Genomic DNA, 21178 nt, shown 5'->3' with positions numbered 1-21178 from the left:
ACTATTTTCAGGGTTCCAACATGGGAGCCCCCTGCTCGTCCCACGCCTCCAGAATAGCCAGCGCACGGGCATAGGCCGGACTCAGGGCGGGATTGACGACCTGGAAATAGGCTCCGGTCCCGAACAACCGCTGTGCGGCGAGGGCTTTGAGCTGAGCCCGCATGACGGGCTCCGAGACGGCGAACCCCGCGGCATCGAACTTCACGCCGCGCTCGCTGCCGAGCCGTGCGAGACCGTCGAGAACGGCATCCGAGGGGGTATACCCTGCGTCGAAGGCTTCGAAAGCGGGGTAGAGACGCGACAGACTGTCGCGTGAACGGTCGAGCCAGTCGCCGACAAAATCGGCCACGATACCCCGGCGGATCAGCTCGGCGTAATAATCCGAAAATCCGGTCGTGTCGGCCTCGACGAGCACGTCCGGGCGGATGCCGCCACCGCCGTAAACCGTGCGGCCCGTGCGCAGCGTGCGATAGGCCGGAGCCCCGGCGTCGAGCGAATCACGCGTGGCGTCGTCGTAGCGGCGCAGGTGGTCGAGGTAGTATTCGCGGCGTTTGCCTTTCTCGTAAGGACGCTGGATGACGCGCCCCGAAGGGGTGTGATAACGGGCTACGGTGACACGAACGGCCGAGCCGTCGGGCAGCCCTATCTGCCGCTGCACCAATCCCTTTCCGAAGCTTGGACGCCCCACGACTATACCCCGATCCCAGTCCTGCACGGCCCCTGCGACGATCTCCGAAGCTGAAGCCGAAGCCTCGTCGATCAGCACTGCGAGGCGTCCTTTGAGGTCCTCGCCGTCACTCTGGGCGCGGAACGTCATCGCCGGCACGGCGCGTCCCTCGGTGGAAACGATCGCGGCGCCGCGCGGCAGGAAGAATCCCGCCATCTCGACGGCCTGTTCCAACAGTCCGCCGCCATTGCCCCGCAGGTCGAGAATCAGGCTCCGCGGCTTGCCCAGCTTGCGGTAGGCGTCCGCAAACTCGCTCATCGTGGTACGGCCGAAGCGGTTGGCTTTGATATATCCGATACCGTCGCCGGCCATGTAGGCGGCATCGACGGTGTTCAGGGGGATTTTGTCGCGCACGATCACGAAATGCAGCCGCCCCGGCGTCCCGTGGCGCACGACATCGATCTCGACCTTCGTGCCGCGCTTACCGCGCAGGTATTTCGGCACATCGGCGCGCCCCATGCCCACGGCTTCGAGCGTATCGATGCGCACGATACGGTCGTTGGCACGTACGCCGACCCGCTCGGCGGGCCCTCCGGCGATGGTGTTCACGACGATGACCGAGTCGCGCAGCACGTTGAACTCGACGCCGATGCCGCTGAACTCCCCGTCGAAACTCTCCTGCACGCCCTTCATCTCCTCGGCGCCGATGTAGGCCGAGTGGGGGTCCAGCTCTTCGAGCATGCCCGTAATGGCTCCCTCGACGACGGGCTTCATGTCCACGTCATCGACGTAAAGTCCCGAGAGATAACGGAAAACCTGCGCCAGTTTTTGAAACTGCTGCGCGTCGTCCGCGTTCTGTGCCGCGAGGGGCAGGACGCAAATGGTGGCGAGGATGACGAATAATCGGCGCATGCTGCAATTCGTTTGTCGGTCCGAAGGGGACCGGGTTTATTTTACAAAATCGGCTACCTGATCGAAAGGCACCTGCTGCTGTTCGCCCGTACGCATGTCTTTGACGGTTGCAGCCCGGGCTTCGAGCTCCTGCGAGCCCACGATCACCACATAGGGAATGCCGCGGCGGTTGGCATACTCCATCTGCTTTTTCATCTTGCCCGCCTCGGGGTAGATCTCCGACGCGATCTCCTCTCCGCGCAGCGTGCGCAGAATGGGCAGCACGGCGGCTTCCTCCTCGGCTCCGAGGTTCACGAACAACACGCGGGTCGAGCAGTTGACCTCCTCGGGAAAGAGGTTCAGTCCCGTCATCACGTCGTAGATACGGTCCGCGCCGAACGAGATGCCCACGCCCGAGGTGTTGGGCATGCCGAAAATGCCTGTCAGGTCGTCGTAACGACCTCCGCCGCAGATCGAGCCGATGGCGAAATCGAGGGCCTTGACCTCGAAGATCGCGCCGGTGTAGTAGTTCAAACCGCGTGCCAGCGAAAGGTCCAGTTCGACCGTCAGGTCGATGCCCAGCCGCTCCACGTAGCCGAAAACGGTCTCCATTTCCTCAATGCCCTTCATGCCCGTTTCCGATACGGAAAGCACCTCTTTCAGCTGATTGAGTTTCTGCGCATTGTCGCCGCTCAATTCGAGTATCGGCTGAAGTTTTTCGACCGCCTCCTGTTCCAATCCGCGCTCCATCAGTTCGGCTTTTACGTTGTCCAGTCCGATCTTTTCGAGTTTGTCGATGGCGATGGTGATATCCATCATCTTGTCGGCATGGCCGATGGCCTCGGCGATACCGAAAAGAATCTTGCGGTTGTTCATCTTCAATGCGACGCGGATGCCCAGCGCTTTGAAGACCCGTTCGACGATCTCCACCAGCTCGACCTCGCACAGCAACGAGCGTGTGCCGATCACATCGACGTCGCACTGGTAGAATTCGCGGTAACGGCCCTTTTGGGGACGGTCGGCACGCCACACGGGCTGAATCTGGTAGCGTTTGAAGGGGAACGTCAGTTCGCCCTGATGCTGGACGACGTAGCGGGCGAAAGGCACCGTGAGGTCGTAGCGCAGGCCCTTTTCGCAAATCTTCGACGCGGAGCGAATCTCCTCGTCCGACAATCCGGCGGCGTAGTCGCCTGAATTGAGGATTTTGAACAGGAGCTTGTCGCCCTCGTCGCCATACTTGCCCAGCAGGGTCGAGAGGTTCTCCATCGAAGGGGTTTCGAGCGGCGCGAATCCGTAGGAACGGAAGACGCGGCGGATCGTATCGAAAATATACTGGCGGCGCATCATCTCCGCGGGGGAGAAATCGCGCGTGCCCTTGGGTATGGAAGGTTTCTGTGCCATTGTATTTATGCCATTAATTTTTTGTAACGTACGCGGTGGGGCTGCGTGTCGCCGCCCTGGGCCTTCTTCCAGGCCTCGTATTCCGAATAGGAACCCTCGTAGAAGACCACCTTCGAGTCGCCCTCGAACGAGAGGATGTGCGTGGCGATACGGTCGAGGAACCAGCGGTCGTGCGAAATGACGACGGCGCATCCGGCGAAATTCTCGAGACCTTCCTCCAACGCGCGCAGCGTGTTGACGTCGATGTCGTTGGTCGGCTCGTCCAGCAGCAGTACGTTGCCCTCCTCTTTCAGGGCGAGGGCCAGGTGGAGACGGTTGCGTTCGCCGCCCGAGAGCATGCCGCACTTCTTCTCCTGGTCGGCGCCCGAGAAGTTGAAACGGGCCACATAGGCGCGGGCATTGACCTGCCGGTTGCCCAGCGTCATCAGATCCAGACCGCCCGAGATCACCTCGAAGACCGTCTTTTCGGGGTCGATCGACTTGTGCTGCTGGTCCACATAGGCCAGTTTCACCGTCGGGCCCACGCGAAACGAACCGCTCGTAGGTTCGTCGAGCCCCATAATCATCCGGAAAAGGGTGGTCTTACCCGTACCGTTGGGGCCGATGACGCCCACGATGCCGGCAGGAGGCAGCGAAAATTCCAACCCCTCGTACAGCACGCGGTCGCCGAAGGCTTTCGAAACATCGTGCGCCTCGATCACCACGTCGCCCAGGCGCGGACCGTTGGGAATGAATATCTCGAGTTTCTCCTCTTTCTGTTTCGTATCCTCGTTCATCATCTTGTCGTAAGCCGACAGACGCGCCTTGGACTTGGCATGGCGGCCCGAAGGGGACATGCGCACCCACTCCAGCTCGCGCTCGAGGGTCTTGCGGCGTTTCGACTCCTGCTTCTCCTCCATGGCCATGCGGGTGGTCTTCTGGTCGAGCCAGCCCGAATAGTTACCCTTCCAGGGAATGCCTTCGCCGCGGTCGAGCTCGAGAATCCATCCGGCGACGTTGTCGAGGAAATAGCGGTCGTGGGTTACGGCGATCACCGTACCCTTGTATTGCTGAAGGTGCTGTTCCAGCCAGTCGATCGACTCGGCGTCGAGGTGGTTGGTCGGCTCGTCCAGCAGCAGCACGTCGGGTTGCTGCAACAGCAGGCGGCACAGGGCCACACGGCGGCGTTCACCGCCCGAGAGGTGCTGCACCGGCTCGTCGGGATCGGGACACCGCAGAGCGTCCATCGCGCGTTCCAGCACGCTGTCCAGCTCCCAGCCGTTGCACTGGTCGATCTTCTCGTACAACTCGCCCTGACGGTCGATCAGCTTGGCCATCGCGTCGTCGTCCATCGGCTCGCACATCTTCATATTGATCTCCTCATACTCTTTGAGCAGCGCCACGGTAGCCGCACAGCCCTCCTCGACGATCTCGCGGACCGTCTTCGAGTCGTCGAGCTTGGGCTCCTGCTCGAGGTAACCCACCGTGTAACCGGGCGAAAAGACCACTTCGCCGTCGAAATTCTTGTCCAGTCCGGCGATGATCTTCATCAGGGTTGATTTACCCGAGCCGTTCAGGCCGATGATGCCGATCTTGGCCCCGTAGAAAAACGAGAGGTAGATGTTGTTGAGCACCCGTTTCTGGTTGGTGAAGGTCTTGCTTACGCCGACCATCGAAAAGATGATTTTTTCGTCTGCCATATCTGTATTTGTGTTGTTCGAAAAAGGATGTCGACAAAGATACAACGAAAATCCGGATTTTCGGGTCTCCGGCACCGGATATTTAACGGAAGAAACCCGGAAGGGGAGCACACTCCTTTTCCGGGTTTCTTCCTTGGGTTCGGTGTTCTATTCGCCTGTCAGTTCACCGAGCATGCGGTCCCACATCCGGCCCGTGTTCTCGAGCGAATACTCAGACGTTTTGGCGATCATTGCGGGCTGCATCGCACTGCGCAGTCCCTCATCACGCATCAGGGCTGCCAGTTCTTCGGCATAGCCCTTCTCGTCGAAGGGCTCGATCAGAATACCCGTGCTGCGGTCGCTGCCCACGATACGACGGACACCTCCGGAACACGCGAATGCAATCGGTACCACGCCTGCAGCCTGCGCTTCGACCAGCACGAGTCCCCATCCCTCGAACGACGAGGTCAGGCACAGGATGGCCGCCGTAGCGTAATGTTCCTCGACCCGGGTCGAATGGCCGCAGAAACGCACCCTGTGCAATCCCAGGCCGGCAGCCTCCTTTTCGAGATTCCGTCGCTCGCGTCCGTCGCCGACCACTTTCAGCTCCCAATCCGGAAAATTCGCCTCGACCAGACTCCAGATGCGCAGCAGACGGTCGACACGCTTGTCGGCATAGCTCAGGCGTCCGACATAGAGCACCTCTTTGCGCTTGTGCAGCTCGGGAGCGCTCCGGTTGATATACGGATTGGTCAGCGCCCGGACCTTCGAGTCGGCCGGGGAGGCTTTCACGATCCGTTCGATTTGCCCGCGGTACTCTTCGCACAACACGAGATAGCGGTCCGCAGCGGCATAAGTCCGACGGTATATGCGCGAGAATCGCCGTGTGTAGGATTTGAACAGCCGTTCCTTGGGGATGCTGAGCAAATAGCACTCCAGGGTCTTCAGCCACGAACCGCTTGTCCTGGCGGCGTGGAGTTTAACCGAAATGCGGTTTTCCACTTCCCATAACGGGCAGCTGTGGTGGTGAAAAATGAATTTGCAGCTGTTGCCGCTCTCCCGGCGGATGATATCCAGGTATTTCATCGGATGGACTGGAATCACCATGACGTCGATCGACATCTCCCGAATAAGGCCGGCGATCAGGCTGGCCATCGCCATGGATTGAAATTGGGGTTCCCGGGGAAGTTCAATGATCTCCAGCGACGCGCGGTCCCGGTCGCTCAGGATTTCCTTATGGAAATTCTTTACAAAAATGCAGGGCTTGTATTTCCCCCCCCCGCAAAATAGGCGCACAGGTCCGAAGTAACCTTCTCGGCTCCGCCCAAGGGGTAGTTTTCATGGATAAAGGCTATTTTTTTCATGGTTCGACAAAGATAAGAAAAAAACGGCCGCTTCGTTTCGGAAAATGAAAAAACACCCCTCCGCAGGTTCGCTTTCCGATACAATCCATTCGGTCGGATAGGCGCAAACCCTCCCGTTCGGGAACGAAAAAGGCGGAACCCCAACCGGGTTCCGCCCTCGCCGTATCGGTCGGAGACCGATTAATAGTTCTCCTTCTTGGGCTCGAAATATGCCTGCGGGTGCTTGCATGCGGGGCAGAGCTTCGGAGCTTCCTCGGCCTCGATGATGAAACCGCAGTTGCGGCACTGCCACCAGATCTTGCCGTCGCGCTTGAAGAAGTCGCCGTCCGTCAGGCGGCTCAGCAGCTTCAGATAGCGGCGTTCGTGCTCGGCCTCTACCGTGGAAATCATCTTGAATGCAGTCGCAATCTCCGTGAAGCCCTCCTCCTCGGCTACGCGACCGAATTCGCGGTAGAGGACATCCCACTCTTCATTTTCGCCCTTGGCAGCTGCCAGCAGGTTCTCGGCCGTAGTGCCGATGGGGCCGGTGGGGTAGCTGGCCGTGATCTCCACGTCGCCGCCCTCGAGGAACTTGAAGAAACGCTCAGCGTGCTCCTTCTCCTGCTCGGCGGTCTCGGCAAAGACGCCTGCGATCTGTTCGTAGCCCTCTTTCTTGGCCTTGCTGGCGAAAAATACGTAACGGCTGCGGGCCTGACTTTCGCCTGCGAAGGCTTTCAGCAAATTCTGCTCGGTACGGGTACCTTTAATGCTCTTTTCCATAATCTATAATGTTTTAAGTGTGTGCGTTTTTACTGTTACAAAGATAACGATTTCCCGAAACAATCGCCAAGAAATAGCCATCGTTTCTTTCGATAGGGCTATTCGGTTTACTTATAGGCCGTTTCCCGTCAACGTCCCGACGTCGGTACGGAACAAATCATAGGCCGCGGGCAGCGCCATCGTGTCGGCGGCTTCGGGCGGCAGGATGCGGTAGCCGGGCAGCGCGACCCACACGGGCGTGGTTTTGAGCGAGTAGCTCATGCGTCCGTCGGGATGGCGGACGGCCTCGACCGCGGCCACTAACCCGCCGTCGGTGTAGCGCCGCCGTTGGTTCGAAACCAGGTTGCCCAGCGAATAGAGCACCACGTGCGACGAATCGGCCTGCCACGGCTGTACGACGTGCGGATGGCTTCCGACCACCACGTCGACTCCGTGGCGGCGCAAAAATGCGGCCAAAGTCCGCTGCCCGGCATTTTCCCGCCGTTCGTATTCGTTGCCCCAGTGGAGGCAGGCGACGATGAAATCGACCCCGGCGGCCCGGGCCCCGGCCATGTCGGAAGCCATGCGCACGGTGTCGATAAGGTTGACGACCGTACCCGCGGGAACAGGCATGCCGTTGGTCCCGTAGGTGTAGTTGATCAGGGCCAACCTCATGCCGCAATAGTTTAAGTAAAGCGGGTTATTGTTTTTGTAGTCAACGCTATCTGCAAACACTCCCGTATGGCGTATGCCGCAGCGGTCCAATTCGGCGATCGTCGTGCGGATGCCCTCGCCGCCGCCGTCGCAGCAATGGTTGTTGGCCAGCACGGCAACGTCCACACCGGCGTCGCGCAGGGCATCGGCCAATGCCGTCGGCGACCGGAACAGCGGGTAGCCCGTATAGCGTCCCCTGCGGGTGAGGGTTGTTTCGAGATTCACGACCGTGAGGTCGGCCGCCCGCATCCGGGGCGCGAGGGCCGCAAAGACAGGCTGGTAATCGAACCGCTCGCCGCTGCGCGCCGCCTCGACCTGCGGCATGTGCTGCATCACGTCGCCGCCGAACCACAGGTTCATCCGCTGGGGTGGCGGAACCTGTCCGGGCCCCGTCCAGCCCGCAGTCTGCGACGGTGTGCGCCGCGCGGGTCCTCCCGCTGGCGTACAGCAGACCGCGGCGAAGACCACGGCGGCCAAAATATGTATTCGACGTATTCGCATGATAATTGCGGTGCAAAGTTACGCTAAAAAAATGTCCATGCGCAATTTCAAAGGCATAATTTACGCCGTCGTCTCTTCGGCGACCTTCGGACTCATCCCGCTGTTTTCGATTCCGCTGCTGCAGGCGGGCATGGCATCCCCGGCGATACTCTTCTACCGGATGCTGCTTTCGGCGGCCATGATGGGTCTCATGGCGCTCCTCACGCACCGCAACCTCCGCATTTCGGGCCGCGACGCCGCGGTGCTGGGACTGCTGGCGGCGATGTATGCCGCCACGTCGCTGGGCCTGCTGCGCTCCTACGACTATATCCCCAGCGGGGTGGCCACGACCGTCAATTTTCTCTATCCGCTGGTGGTGGCCATCGTCATGACGCTCTTTTTCCACGAACGCAGCTCGGTGTGGATCGTCGTCGCCATCTTTATCTCGCTCGTGGGTGTGGCCCTGCTGGCGTGGGGCGATGCCGGGCACAAGGATCCCGCACGCGGACTGGCATTCGCCGGAATGACCGTCGTAACCTATGCCGTCTATATTATCGGGGTGATGAAAAGCCGTGCTTCGATGCTCGACTCGCTGGTCGTGGCTTTCTATGTACTGACCTTCTCGGCGGCAATCTTCCTTGTCTACGCCCTCGCCTCCTCGGGCCTCGGGGTGGTTCACACGTGGCCGACGTGGCGCAACCTGCTGTTGCTGGCGCTCCTGCCCACGGTATTGTCGAACTACACCCTGGTACAGGCCATCCAGCATATCGGGCCCACGATGACCTCGATCCTGGGGTCGATGGAGCCGTTGACGGCCGTGTTGGTCGGAGTGGTGCACTTCGGCGAACGATTCAACCTCGACGCGGCGGCAGGACTGATACTCGTAGTCACGGCCGTCATCATCGTCATCCTGCAGACGCAGCACACGCCTTCCGCACCTCCGGCCGACATCCCGACACAGCCGCAGGAATAGCTAATTTTTCCGGTTGGGATTCCGGGGAAACCACCCCTTGGCCACGCGCTCTCGCTGTTCGAACAGCTCGCCGATCGACCAGAGCGACGAAGCGCCCCACACGGCCAGCAACGTCGACCAAAGGATATGCCGCACGGCGATCGACCCGACGATGGCGGCAATGCCCATGAGGAGGAACAGCCACCAGATTTTCACGCCGAAATAGTATTCTCCCTTGGTGACCATCGGATGAAAGATGCCGATAATCAGAAACGTGGCAACGCCGATGACGATGCCTGTCAGATTGTATTGCGCTAAAAATTCCATAATTCACTCAATAGATTACGCCTGCGGATCGCGGTCCGAGGAACGCTGATAGCTGCGCAGGCCGAATTCGGGCAGGACGGACAGCAGATGGTCGAAAACAGCCCCCTGAACGGCCTCGTAGGCTACCCAGTTGGTGTCGCGCGTGAAGCAGTAGACCTCAATGGGAATACCCTCCGAGGTGGGCTGCAACGCCCGGACCATCTGCATCAGGTCGGGGTGGATGTCCGGATGATGTTTGATGTAACGTGCCGCATATTCCCGCAAGGCATAGAGGTTGACGACGGGTTCTGCCGGATCGCCGGCTTCCGCCAATCCCTTGCGGCATAGCCCGGCCAGCTCCCCGGCCGTCAGGGGACGCACCGTGTTAGCGTCGATCAGCAGCGAACGTTTGATGCGCCGTCCGCCGCTCTCCCACATGCCCCGCCAGTTTTGGAACGAGTCGCTGACCAGCGCATAGGGCGGGATGGTGGTGATAGTCTTGTCGAAATTCTGGACTTTGACCGTCGTGAGCGTCACCTCGGTCACATAACCGTCGGCACCGTATTTGGCCATCGTGATCCAGTCGCCGGGACGCAGCATGTCGTTGGCCGACAGCTGTACGCCCGCAACCAGTCCGAGGATGCTGTCGCGGAAGATCAGCATGATGATAGCCGCCGAGGCACCCAGCCCGGCCAGGATGGTTGTGGCGTTCTGACCGATGAGGATGCTGACGATGAGGATCACCCCGACGCAGATCGTCAGCAGGTTAATCATCTGGTAAACTCCTTTCAACGGGCGGTTGCGCAGCGTTTCATGCTGGCTGGAGATGTCGTTGAGCGTATCGAGGAACGTACTGACGAGTTGCAGGAAGACGACAATCAAGTAGATCTGGCATCCCTTGTGGAGAATACCGAGCAGCACGGGCATGTCGTAGAAGGCGGCTCCGAGCAGCATGTACCAAACGACGGGCGGAAGCAGCCGTGCGGCGCGGCGCATCACCTTGTCGCTGAAAAGATGATCGTCCCAGGTGGCTTTGGTCCGGGCGCTGATCCGCTGCAGAGCCGGGACGACCAGCCGCCGGAACACGACCGTCACCACGGAGGCGACGAGCAGGATGCCTAGAATGATGATCGCTTTGGAGGTCAGCGTGATATACGACTCGTTCCATCCGGCTTCAGCCAGCCATTGAGCCATCGGGGTGTTCAGGTCTTCCATCTTTCGTCAATTAGTCCGGGAACAAAGATAGTGCAAGCCGAGTGCGGACCGGAACTTGTCCCGGGTTTGCCGAGGCGCCGCCTATCCAGGCCGGAGTTTGTCTCCGGCAAAGATAAGAAAAATTACACCATTACAAGGCAGCCCCTATAATGGTGTAATCGGCGAAAATAAGAATCTGAAGTGCAAAGTCTTACAGAGCCCTCTCAGGTGAGCTAAAAGTTATATTGCAGCATCACGTTCACGCGGTTGGCGTGTCCCTTGTCGTTGTTCATGTCCTTGCGCGAACCGTAGAGATACTCGCCGGCCACTTTGCAGCGCGGGGTGAGCGAGTAGAAAATGTTGCCGAAGATGTACTGCCCCTGCTTGTACTGGTCGTCGGTATAGTAGCCGTGGCTGCGCTGCACGCGGACCGTGGAGTAGCCTCCCGAGACGAACAGACGGCGGGTCAGGTTGATCTGTGCGGCGGCCTGCCATCCCCACATCGGCATCATGCGCACGAGCGAAGGGTCTTCGGGATTGGGCGTGAAGTCGAGCCCCGAACCCGTTAGGTCCTGAATATAAGGAGTGATGCCCTCACCGTAGACGCCGTTCATAAAGAGGCGCACGGGCTTGCAGACCTTAATCGTGCCGCTCAGCTGCACGCCCCAGCCCAGCAGCGAGGTGTTGGAATCTTTCGAAACTTTGAACATATAGGGATTGCGCAGTACGCCCGAAGCACGGATGTGGCTGTCGCGGTTGGCGCCCCACGCATACTGAAAATACATCGGAACGTCGGGTACACGTTGGTGCATGGGTTTGAAATTGTCGCCGTAAGTAGCGCTCACCACGGGCATTTCGGCTGCGATACCGAACTTCAAATGGTTGTCCGCAAAGGCATGTTCGTAGCGGATCAGCGTCGCAAAGTTGAAATTATAGGCGTTGGGGCCCTGGAAATCGATGGTCGTGGGGGCTGCCGAGAGGTCGCAGAAGGTCGTCACATCACGTCCCAGCGTGAAGCCCAGGAACGACACGTAGGCCGAACGCACGCGGGGCGTGTAGCTGCCCTCGGCGCCTCCGCGGAAGTCGGCGTCCATAAAGATCACCACGCGGCCCAATGCCCGGGTGTTGGTGATGGCCTTCATGAAAATCCGCGAGGTCGAAGCATCCATCATCAACTTCTGCTTGGTATTGTAATTACCGTGAACCGGAATGTCGTAGGTCACGAAATCGATATTGTCGACGATACCGTCGAAGTCGTATCCCGCACGGAGGCTGACGAAGCCGCCCAGCGAGAAGGAGAAGCGGTTGTTCTTCGAGGCGAAGACGAACTGAGGTTTCTCGACCTGCTGGAAGCCGGGACGGTGGGTGTCGATATAATCCTGCGTGGCATTGTCCATGGCCATTCGGTTGAGCGCCGCAGCCTGCCGCGCAGCGGCGGGATTGTAGTTGTAGAGGGTGTCCGTCTCGCGTACGGAGATCAGGTAGACTGTCGGCGAATAGTCACCGCGCATGGCCCTGCGTTCGAAACGCTGAGCCGATGCCGTGCCCGCAAGCAGCAGCGCTACAATCAATAGTCGAAAAGTTTTCATAAGCTGAATAAATTTGGTTTTTAATGTTCTTGCTCGTATTCAGAGAGTAATACCCAGTCGCCATCTCTGCAACTTACATGCCACCCGCCCGGCTAAGAGCCGGGATTTAGGGGCTGCTGAAACATATTGCAGTCCAGAGCCTCATTTCCGCCCCGGCTAAGAGCCGGGATTTAGGAGCTGCTGAATCATATTGCAGTCCAAAGCCTCATTTCCGCCCCGGCTAAGGGCCGCCCGCTTAAAAGCGGGGCCGCACAACTTTTTTTATTATCTTTGTCCCTGATTAATATAAGGTGTATGCTTTTTCTGATGACGTTTTTTCTCTCCCTGATAGCCATTGCAGCGGATTTCATTCATTTCTGGCGCAACCGGCGCCGGCACGTTCCGCGGCGCAAAGCCCTGATTGCATGGGCCGCCGCAACGGACGCCCTGCCGGTCATCTCGTCGGTGATCAGCGCCATCAGCCCCGACAACGGCACGGGGCTGATGCACCTCTATATGTGGCTGTTCTGGGGATGGATCGTCACCGTGCTGCCGCGGCTGGCGTTCTACGTCTTCAACTTCGTGCACCTGCGCCGCACGGGCTATGTCGTTGCGGCAGGGTTCACGCTCTTCTTCCTATGGGGTACGACGTGGGGGCGCACGTCGATCCGGGTGAATGAGGTGGAGATCGTCTCCGACCGCATTCCCGAGGCGTTCGACGGCTACCGTTTCGTGCAGATCACCGACACCCACGTAGGTACGATCGTCCGGCCCGGGCGCGAACTCTCCCGCCTCGCCGAGTGCATCAACGCCCTGCGGCCCGATGCCGTGTTTTTCACGGGCGATTTGGTGAACATCCGCGCCGAGGAGCTCGACAAAGACGCCCTGACGCTCCTGCGGCAGATCGAAGGCCCCGTTTGGTCCGTAACCGGCAACCACGACATCGGCACGTATATCAAAGATTCGGTGAGTTTCCCGGCCGCAGCCGAGGCCCGCGAAGTGATCGCCCGCCAGCGGTCGATCGGGTGGCGCGTACTGGAGGACACGACTGTCTATCTGCGGCGCGGTACGGACAGTATCTCGCTCACGGGAATTTCGTTCGACCCTGCGCTGCGTGACCGCCGTCACGACCGCGACCTCCCGGCTCCGGGCATCGCCAAAGCCTTCGCCGGGGTTCCCGACTCGCTCTACAACATCACGCTGGTCCACCTCCCGCAGCTCTGGGAGCAGATTACCGCAATGGGGTACGGCGACCTGACGCTGGCGGGGCACGTCCACTCGATGCAGTTCAAAATCCGCCCGTGGGGACGCGGATGGTCGCCCGCATCGTGGATATACACGCATTGGAGCGGCCGCTACGACGCGGGCCGCCATACACTTTATATTAACGACGGCACGGGATATGTTGCATACCCCATGCGACTGGGCGCATGGCCCGAAGTCACCCTCTTTACCTTGAAGCGATGCGAGTAACATTATCCTTTGCCACGACAGCCGACGGTTATCTGGACGACAACGGTCCCGAACGGCTTATGATTTCGACTCCCGGAGACTGGGAGGCTGTGCTGCGGCTGCGCGCCGCGCACGACGCCATCCTCGTCGGAGCCGAAACGCTGCGGCGCGACAATCCCGCACTGCTGTTGCGAGATCCCGCCGTCCGCGAACTGCGACGGGCGCGGGGAGTGCGTCCCGACCTGGCGAAAGTCACCGTCACCCGTTCGGGAGGGCTTTCTCCGGCAATGCGGTTCTTCACCGAGGGGGATGCAGACCGCTACGTCTTTTCACAAACAGAAATCACGGAGCTAAAAGATGTTGCGGAGGTTATTTCGACTGACGGTTCAATTACGGCCGCCGGAATCGTCACCGAACTGGAGAAGCGCGGCATCGACAGCCTGCTGGTCGAAGGGGGCGCACGGATACTCGCGATGTTCCTCGCCGAAGGAATGGCCGACGAGGTGCGCCGGGCGGTCAATCCGCGGCTGACGCTCGGGCCCGAAAGGGGAGGTGCGCGGTTCGTGTTCACACCTCCGCCGGGCGCCGAATGCCGGCACGAGGAGGTGGACGGCATGGAGGTCACGACCTGCACGCTGCGGCCCGACACCTCGGCCGAAGACCTCGGCTATCTGGCTCAGGCGGTCGCCGCGGGACGGCTCTGCACGCCGAGCGCAACCTCTTATTGTGTAGGAGCGGTGGTCGTACTGCCCGACGGACGCACGTTCACGGGCCACACCCACGAAACTTCGCCCACGCACCACGCCGAGCAGGAGGCCATCCGCAAGGCGTTGGATGCCGGAGCCGATTTGCGCGGTGCGGCGATCTACTCCTCGATGGAGCCGTGTTCGCAACGCAGCAGCGAACCCGAGAGCTGTACGCAGTTGATTCTGCGCCACGGTTTTTCGCGGGTGGTTTTCGCGCTGTACGAACCCGACCGTTTCGTCCGCTGCCGCGGGGCCCGAACCCTGCGCGAAGCGGGGGTCGAGGTGCGGGTCTATCCTTCGCTGGCGGGCGGGGTTCGCGAAGCCAACGCCCACCTGCAATGACAAATCGGCTCATTTTGTGTCCATAAAGGCCTATAAATGTCCTAAACGACGTATGCGCTGACGAATATTTCAGAAGAACTTATATATTTGCCCCATAAACGAATAAAGTTATGAGAAAAGCAGTCATGATCGCCTTTGTGGCGGCGGCGATGGTTCCGGCGCTCGCACTGGCACAGGAGGATCGTCAGATGATCTCGCTCGACGAGGCGATCGCCGTCACCCTCACGGAAAACCCCGCGATGAAGGCCGCCGCCTATGAAGAGCGTGCCGCCCAGCAGGAACGCCGCGCGGCCATCGGTCTCCGCATGCCGCAGATAAACGTCACGGGCGCATACGCCTACATGGCCAAGGACATCGGGTTCGATTTCAACGACATGAAAGGCCCGGCCAAGGACCTCGCGGGCAAGATACTCGGCAGCGGCATGATTACCGACCCGACGATCATCCAGGGCATTCAGGGGTTGCTGAACCCGATGATGAACGCCGACTGGTTCCTCAAAGTCCAGGACCGGAGCCTGGGCTTCGTGGGCGGTGAGGTAACGCTCCCGATCTGGATGGGCGGCAAGATCAACGCCGCGAACCGGGCCGCGAAGATCAACGAAAAGACCGCCGCGGAGCAGGGCAACCAGACCCGCAACGCATTGATATCGGAACTGGTGGAGCGTTATTTCGGACTGGCTCTCGCCACGCAGGTCGTGGAGGTTCGCCAGCAGGTGGTCGAGGGAGTCCGCAAGCACCTGCAGGATGCCGTTGCGCTCGAAAAGAACGGCATGATCGCCCAGAGCGAACGCCTCTATGTCGCGTTTAAGATGGCCGAGGCCGAGCGTGAGCTGGCCAACGCCAAACTGCAGGCCGAAACCATCGCCAGCGCCCTTTCCAACACGCTGGGCCGTGAGAACCAGTGGCAGCCCGTAACGTCGATGTTCATTCTTTCGAAAGTCGAGGAACTGGACTATTACCAGGACCTTGCGCAGATACGCAACCCGCTGCTGAGTCAGGTGTCGCTCAAACGCCAGTTGGCCGAGGAGGGCATCCGCGTCCAGCGGGCCGACTTCCTGCCGCAGGTGGCGGCCATCGGCGGAGGGTCGTTCTACAACTATCAGGTCGCAGGTCTCGTACCCCGCTGGGCAGTGGGCGTGGGAGTCAACATTAAGATTTTCGACGGTCTGAACCGCGAATACAAATACTCGGCAGCCAAGCAGACGGCGCGCCGTGTGGGCGAACTGCAGAACAAAGCCGGAAAGGATATCGCAGTGTTGGTGGAGAAGCTCTACAACCAACTGATGAATTACCGCAACCAGATGACCTCGATCGACGCCTCGATCGCCTTTGCCGAGGAGTACCTGCGGATGAAGAACGCCGCGTTCCTCGAGGGCATGAGCTCCTCGTCGGATTTGATCGACGCCGAGCTGAACCTCGCGGGCATCCGCACCGAGCGCCTGCAGGCGGCCTACAACTACGACCTGCTGCTGGCCCAGTTGCTCGAAGCCGCGGGTATCAGCGACGAATTCCCGGCTTACGCGCGCCGCAACGATGCACAAGCAATCCACTTTGCCCGTTAGAAAGCGCGATAAACGGGGAGGATCGCTTTACGGTCTGCGCCAGCCCCCCGCAAACAATACAAATACAGATAACAAGCAAACGATATGAAACGAAGCAACGTAATCGGAATCTTAGCGGCCGCCGCGGTCATCGTCCTCTCGGTCGTACTGATCAGCTGGTACCTCACCAAACGGACCCCGATGCTGATTCAGGGCACGGTGGAATGTACCACCTACAAAGCCTCGTCGAAGGTCCCGGGACGCATCGACGACATGAAAGTCGCCGAGGGCGACCGCGTGGAGAAAGGGCAGTTGCTCTACACGCTCTCTACGCCCGAACTGGACGCCAAACTCCAGCAGGCCGAGGCCGTGAAGAGCGCCGCCGCAGCCCTGGACGCTGCCGCCGTAGCCGGTGCGCGCATCCAGCAGATCGAGGCCGCGCTGAACATGTGGGAGAAGGCGCAGGCAGGGCTGGAACTGGCCCGCAAGACCTTCGAACGTGTGCAGAACCTTTATAACGACGGGGTAGTGCCCGCCCAGAAGCTCGACGAAGCCTCGGCCAACTACAAGGCTATGGAGGCGACGGCGCTGGCCGCCAAGGCGCAGTACGACATGGCGGCGGACGGGGCCCGCAAGGAGGACAAGGAGGCCGCTGCGGCCCGTGTTCGTCAGGCCGAAGGAGCCGTCAGCGAGGTCGAATCGTATCTCAGCGACGCAATGGTCTACTCGCCCGTGACGGGAGAGATCTCGACGATCATCGCCGAGCAGGGCGAATTGGTCGGCAGCGGATACCCGGTGGTGGCGATCCTCGACATGAGCGATATGTGGGTGACTTTCAATATCAAAGAGACGCTGATGCCCGGCATCCGGATGGGGATGCACATGAGCGGCTATGTTCCGGCGCTGGACGCCGACGTGGAGTTCGAGGTGACCTACATCTCCCCGCAGGCCGATTTCGCCACGTGGGCTGCGACCCGCACACAGGGCGGCTTCGACATCCGCACCTTCGCCGTGAAAGCCAAGCCCGTTTCGCCGGTCTCGCACATGCGTCCGGGAATGAGCGTACTCGTGGACTGGGACAAAATCGAGAAATAGGCGATGCCCGGATTCCTGAGCCATACCGGAGCCGTCATGCGGCGCGAAATGCACCGGCTGACCCATCAGCCGATGTATTTCGTGCTGATGATCGTGCTGCCCGTGGTGTCGTTCGCGTTTTTCGCCCTGCTGTTCAATCAGGGCGCCATACGCAACATCCCGATCGCCGTGCTGGACGAGGACAACACGACGCTCTCGCGCAAGGTCGCACAGATGATCGACGATACGCCGACGGCGCTGGTCGCCCGTGACATTCAGTCGATGGCCGAGGGCGAGCGGCTGATCCGCGAGGGCAAGATCATGGCCGTCGTGCAGATTCCGGCTTTCTTCGAGAAGAACATCCTGAGCAACAGCCAGACCCATCTGGAAAGCTACGTTTCGGGAACCAACATCACGGTCAACGGACTGCTGTCGAAAGACATCCAGACCGCAGTGACAACCTTCACCGGCGGCATTCAGCTTCAGGTGTTGATGAAGCAGGGACTTACCCAGCGGCAGGCCATGGCCCAGCTGATGCCCGTGCGCTTCGACCGTCACGTGCTGTTCAACCCCCATATCAACTACGGGTATTACCTCTCACCGAGCTTTATGCCCATGATGCTGATGATCTTCGTGGTGATGGTGACCGTCTTCTCCATCGGCACCGAACTCAAACACGCGACCTCGCGCGAATGGATGGCCGCAGGCAACGATTCCGTCGTAGCGGCCCTTGTGGGCAAAGTACTGCCGATCACGGCGGTGATGTTCCTGATCTCGCTGGTGATGCTCCTCATCAACTTCAAAATCGTGGGAACACCCCTGAACGGCAGTCTCACGGTCATCCTGGTCGGCACGCTGCTGTTCATCCTCAGCTACCAGTCGATTTCGGTGCTGATCGTCTCGCTGCTGGCCAACCTGCGCCTGTCGCTCTCGATCGGCGGCGGGTATTCGGTGCTGGCCTTCACGTTCTCGGGACTGACATTCCCGATTATGGCCATGTGGGAGCCGATGCAGTGGGTGAGCAAGATCTTCCCGTTCACGTTCTACACCGACATTTTCGTCGATCAGATGCTCCGCGGCACACCGTGGGTCTACTCGCTGCCCGATCTGGGGTATATGATGCTCTTCATTGTCTTACCGCTCCTCTGCCTGCCGCGTCTGAAACGGGTATGCACGGAGGAAAAATTCTGGGGGAGGTTGTAGTATGAGTCGATTCACACACCAGATAGCCTCCTATTGGAAGCAGTTAGGAGCGGTCATCCGCAACGAGTTTCTGACGATCTTCAAAGACGGCGGTGCGATGCTGATCCTGGTCTTTGCGCTTATCATCTACGCCACGGTCTACTCGCTGGCCTACGGTGCGCAAGTGCTGCGCAACGTGCCGATCGGCGTGGTGGACGAGTGCCGTACACCGACCAGCCGCAGCCTGATCGACACCTTCAATGCCGGCCCCAACACCTATGTCGCTTACACGCCTCCCTCGATGGAGGAGGCCAAGGAACTTTTTTACAGCCGCAAGATTTACGGAGTGGTCTACATTCCCGCCAACTACGAGGAGAAGCTCTACGGCGGCGAGCAGGCCAATGTGGCGATCTACTGCGACGCCAGCTATTTCCTGATGTACCGCCAGGTGTTCCAGGAGGTCGTGACTTCGATCGGCAAGACGGGAGCGATGGTCGAATTCCAACGCCTGATCGCCAAAGGGGCCAACATCCCGCAGGCACAGGCCACGACCCAGCCCGTGATCTACCAGTCGCACAACCTCTTCAACCCCTATCTGGGTTACGGAACGTTCGTCATGCCGGCGATCATCATGGTCATCATCCAGCAGACGATGCTCATTGGTATCGGCATGATCGGCGGCACGTGGCGCGAATTCGGGCTTTACCACAAGCTCTGTCCCGCGGGACGGCGACGGATGTCGACGCTGCCGATCGTTCTGGGACGCGGGTTGGTCTATGCACTGATCTACGCCGTGACCTGCACCTATATTCTCGGACTTCATTACAAGCTGTTCCATTTCCCGATGAACGGCGCGACAGGGGCCGTTACGCTCTTCATGGCAGCTTACCTGGCGGCCTGCATCGCCATGGGAATCGCCGTTTCGACGCTGTTCCGCTACCGTGAAAATTCGCTGTTGCTATTGCTGTGGACCTCGATCCCGGTGCTGATGCTCAGCGGTGTGTCCTATCCCCGCGAGGGCATTCCCGACTGGCTCTTCAATCTCGGACAGCTGTTCCCGAGCAGCCACGGCGTCAACGGGTTCATCCGCATTCAGAGCATGGGGGCCTCGATCCCCGAGGTATTTGCCGAGATCAAATGGCTCGTGATCCTTACGGTCGTTTACGGCGGGCTTGCCTGCATCGGTATCCATCAGGTGATCCGGCGCGAACAACGCCAGCTTAGAAATCGGACTTTGGAGAACGAAAAATAGTCAACCTTTCATATCCCGATTCCCGGTAGGATTGGCCCTGCCGGGAATCGTTGTTTTCCGGTACAAGGTGGGCGACATTCCCGTGGCTTTTTTGAAAACCCGGATGAAGTGGGGCAGATCATTGAATCCGACCATAAAGCAAATCTCCGACACCTGTTTCTGCGAGTGTTTCAGCAGTTCACAGGCCGTATTGAGCCGGTATCGGGTGACAAACTGCGAGAAGGTCATTCCCTTGCACCGCTTGAAGTAGGAACAGAACGCCGAACGGTTCATGCCCATTTCCGCGGCGATCTCGTCCAGCGGGATGGCGTGCATGTAATGCGCCATCACATAGGAGCAGATATGCTGCATCCGCCGCACGTCCCGCTCGATGCGCATGGGGCTGCCGACCGGAGTATGGTCGGTCGAGGTGAAAACGACAGGCAGCAACCGCAACATTTCGCAAAGGCGGCCCAATTCGTCCAGAGCGTTCATTTCTGCAAGCATCTTACGAATAATCCGGGAACTTTCGGCCCCGAATCTCAATGCTCCGGTCGGGTAGACGACTCCCGACAGCCGGTTGCGCAGTTCGGGAAACAGCTCCACGCACCGCTCCACGAACGAATGGCTGAAAGCCGACATCAGATAACGGACATGCCCATCGTCGTCTGCCGAATCCGGCTCGTAGATCCAGCGGTGAAACATGCCGGGCGGGATCAGTACCACATCGCCCGCCGAAAAAGGCTGTAACGTATCTCCCGCTATCCGGGTCCCGTACCCGTGGACGACGTAATACAGTTCCCATGCATCGTGGCGGTGCAGTTTGGCTTCGAAGCTTGTCTCGACCCGCTGGTCGATGAAGAAAAACGAGTGATTCTCCGTTTCGGGCAGCTCGTAGGGGATGGGGGTGTCTTCCATGTTGGCAGGTTTGAATGGATAGAATTGCAAATATGCGACAAATATTCGAAATAATTTAACAAATATACAACAATACAACAGCGTAACTTTGCGGTATCACTTAAAAACGAATTGTTATGGATTTCTATCAGGTATTGGAGAAACGGAGAACCATCCGCGACTTTTCCGGCAGGGAAGTCACAGACGAAGTATTGGAAAAGATCCTGTCGGCCGCATTCAAAGCCCCGACCAACGACCATTTGCGCCAATTCGAGTTCGTGGTCGTGAGAGGACCGGAAAATATCGCCCGGCTCGTATCGCCCGTAGCGGAAAACACCGAAGCCATTCAGCAAACCGGGCTGAAAGCCGCCGCAGAAACGATGGACAAAGACGAACACGCCATGTTCGTCGACGCGCTGCCCAAACAGCAACGGATGCTCATGCAAAGCAACTGCCTCGTCCTGCCGTTCTTCCGGCAAAAGGACTGTCCGCTGTGCCGTCCCGCCGACCAAAGTTCGCTCAACTATTTCGCATCGGCCTGGGCCGCTGTGGAAAACATCCTGCTGGCAGCGACGGCGGAGGGGCTGGCATGTGCTTTCCGAATTCCCATCGGTAACGAGTCCGAGTATGTAAAACAAATCGTCGGCGCTCCAGCCGAATACGAGTTTACTTGTTTCCTCGCCGTCGGCTATGCCGCGGAGAATGCGCATATTTGCAACCAGAAAGAAATCCGCACGGCGGACCGAATACACAGGAACGTCTGGTAATCAACCAAAAAGA

Annotated in this window: 18 protein-coding genes; 8 read left to right on the top strand and 10 right to left on the bottom strand. The window is 59.5% G+C overall.

The window, feature by feature from the left end:
* Positions 1 to 7: 7 nt before the first annotated feature.
* The 6 genes from BLU78_RS01760 to BLU78_RS01735 form a co-directional block, all read right to left on the bottom strand.
* Positions 8 to 1579 carry a S41 family peptidase gene (locus BLU78_RS01760; protein WP_010259689.1) on the bottom strand — a complete coding sequence of 524 codons (1572 nt, stop codon included), beginning with the start codon at positions 1577 to 1579 and terminating at the stop codon, positions 8 to 10.
* 36 nt (positions 1580 to 1615) lie between these two features.
* Complete coding sequence (hisS, locus tag BLU78_RS01755; RefSeq protein WP_010259687.1) at positions 1616 to 2959, bottom strand: histidine--tRNA ligase; 1344 nt, start codon at positions 2957 to 2959, stop codon at positions 1616 to 1618.
* Between the two features lie 5 nt (positions 2960 to 2964).
* Complete coding sequence (gene ettA, locus BLU78_RS01750; protein ID WP_010259685.1) at positions 2965 to 4638, bottom strand: energy-dependent translational throttle protein EttA; 1674 nt, start codon at positions 4636 to 4638, stop codon at positions 2965 to 2967.
* Positions 4639 to 4785: 147 nt separating this feature from the next.
* Positions 4786 to 5772 (bottom strand): glycosyltransferase, encoded by a 987-nt coding sequence (locus BLU78_RS01745; protein WP_231290720.1) that lies wholly within the window; start codon positions 5770 to 5772, stop codon positions 4786 to 4788.
* Positions 5773 to 6161: 389 nt separating this feature from the next.
* Positions 6162 to 6740 (bottom strand): rubrerythrin, encoded by a 579-nt coding sequence (gene rbr, locus BLU78_RS01740; protein ID WP_010259681.1) that lies wholly within the window; start codon positions 6738 to 6740, stop codon positions 6162 to 6164.
* A gap of 111 nt (positions 6741 to 6851) precedes the next feature.
* Positions 6852 to 7934, bottom strand: coding sequence for a CapA family protein (locus BLU78_RS01735; protein ID WP_218129490.1), 1083 nt, complete (start codon positions 7932 to 7934; stop codon positions 6852 to 6854).
* A 37-nt stretch (positions 7935 to 7971) separates the two neighbouring features.
* Here BLU78_RS01735 and BLU78_RS01730 point away from each other — a divergent pair, with 37 nt between their 5' ends.
* Complete coding sequence (locus BLU78_RS01730) at positions 7972 to 8886, top strand: DMT family transporter (protein WP_010259678.1); 915 nt, start codon at positions 7972 to 7974, stop codon at positions 8884 to 8886.
* Here BLU78_RS01730 and BLU78_RS01725 read toward each other — a convergent pair whose 3' ends face one another.
* From BLU78_RS01725 to BLU78_RS01715, 3 genes are all read right to left on the bottom strand, one after another.
* Positions 8887 to 9192: a DUF4491 family protein gene (locus tag BLU78_RS01725; protein ID WP_010259676.1), complete on the bottom strand. Its 306-nt coding sequence runs from the start codon at positions 9190 to 9192 to the stop codon at positions 8887 to 8889. It lies immediately after the preceding gene.
* Between the two features lie 15 nt (positions 9193 to 9207).
* Positions 9208 to 10386: a mechanosensitive ion channel family protein gene (locus BLU78_RS01720; protein ID WP_010259672.1), complete on the bottom strand. Its 1179-nt coding sequence runs from the start codon at positions 10384 to 10386 to the stop codon at positions 9208 to 9210.
* Between the two features lie 212 nt (positions 10387 to 10598).
* Positions 10599 to 11954, bottom strand: a complete 1356-nt coding sequence (locus BLU78_RS01715; RefSeq protein ID WP_026020597.1) for a DcaP family trimeric outer membrane transporter — start codon at positions 11952 to 11954, stop codon at positions 10599 to 10601.
* 294 nt (positions 11955 to 12248) lie between these two features.
* Between BLU78_RS01715 and BLU78_RS01710 the strand changes: the two genes are divergently transcribed.
* From BLU78_RS01710 to BLU78_RS01685, 6 genes are all read left to right on the top strand, one after another.
* The gene (locus BLU78_RS01710) at positions 12249 to 13406 is read left to right on the top strand and encodes a metallophosphoesterase (RefSeq protein ID WP_010259668.1); all 1158 of its coding nucleotides are present in this window, start codon (positions 12249 to 12251) and stop codon (positions 13404 to 13406) included.
* Positions 13397 to 14473: a dihydrofolate reductase family protein gene (locus tag BLU78_RS01705; protein ID WP_026020596.1), complete on the top strand. Its 1077-nt coding sequence runs from the start codon at positions 13397 to 13399 to the stop codon at positions 14471 to 14473. Before BLU78_RS01710 ends, BLU78_RS01705 begins: the two co-directional genes overlap by 10 nt.
* Before the next feature lie 110 nt (positions 14474 to 14583).
* Positions 14584 to 16035 (top strand): TolC family protein, encoded by a 1452-nt coding sequence (locus tag BLU78_RS01700; RefSeq protein ID WP_229096408.1) that lies wholly within the window; start codon positions 14584 to 14586, stop codon positions 16033 to 16035.
* Between the two features lie 84 nt (positions 16036 to 16119).
* Positions 16120 to 17109 carry an HlyD family secretion protein gene (locus BLU78_RS01695; RefSeq protein ID WP_010259660.1) on the top strand — a complete coding sequence of 330 codons (990 nt, stop codon included), beginning with the start codon at positions 16120 to 16122 and terminating at the stop codon, positions 17107 to 17109.
* A gap of 3 nt (positions 17110 to 17112) precedes the next feature.
* On the top strand, positions 17113 to 18291 hold the full coding sequence (locus BLU78_RS01690) for an ABC transporter permease (protein WP_010259657.1): 1179 nt from the start codon (positions 17113 to 17115) through the stop codon (positions 18289 to 18291).
* A 1-nt stretch (position 18292) separates the two neighbouring features.
* The gene (locus BLU78_RS01685; RefSeq protein WP_010259654.1) at positions 18293 to 19522 is read left to right on the top strand and encodes an ABC transporter permease; all 1230 of its coding nucleotides are present in this window, start codon (positions 18293 to 18295) and stop codon (positions 19520 to 19522) included.
* Here BLU78_RS01685 and BLU78_RS01680 read toward each other — a convergent pair whose 3' ends face one another.
* A complete protein-coding gene (locus BLU78_RS01680) occupies positions 19523 to 20419 on the bottom strand; it encodes a helix-turn-helix transcriptional regulator (RefSeq protein ID WP_010259651.1) in 897 nt (298 codons plus the stop codon). It lies immediately after the preceding gene.
* A gap of 116 nt (positions 20420 to 20535) precedes the next feature.
* Between BLU78_RS01680 and BLU78_RS01675 the strand changes: the two genes are divergently transcribed.
* Positions 20536 to 21165, top strand: a complete 630-nt coding sequence (locus BLU78_RS01675) for a nitroreductase family protein (RefSeq protein ID WP_010259649.1) — start codon at positions 20536 to 20538, stop codon at positions 21163 to 21165.
* Positions 21166 to 21178 lie beyond the last annotated feature (13 nt).

Origin of the sequence: Alistipes timonensis JC136, assembly GCF_900107675.1 — a bacterium.
In the GTDB taxonomy this organism is placed as follows: Bacteria; Bacteroidota; Bacteroidia; order Bacteroidales; family Rikenellaceae; genus Alistipes; species Alistipes timonensis.
Note: the sequence above shows the minus strand (reverse complement) of the source record. Positions and strands in the feature narration are given on the sequence as shown.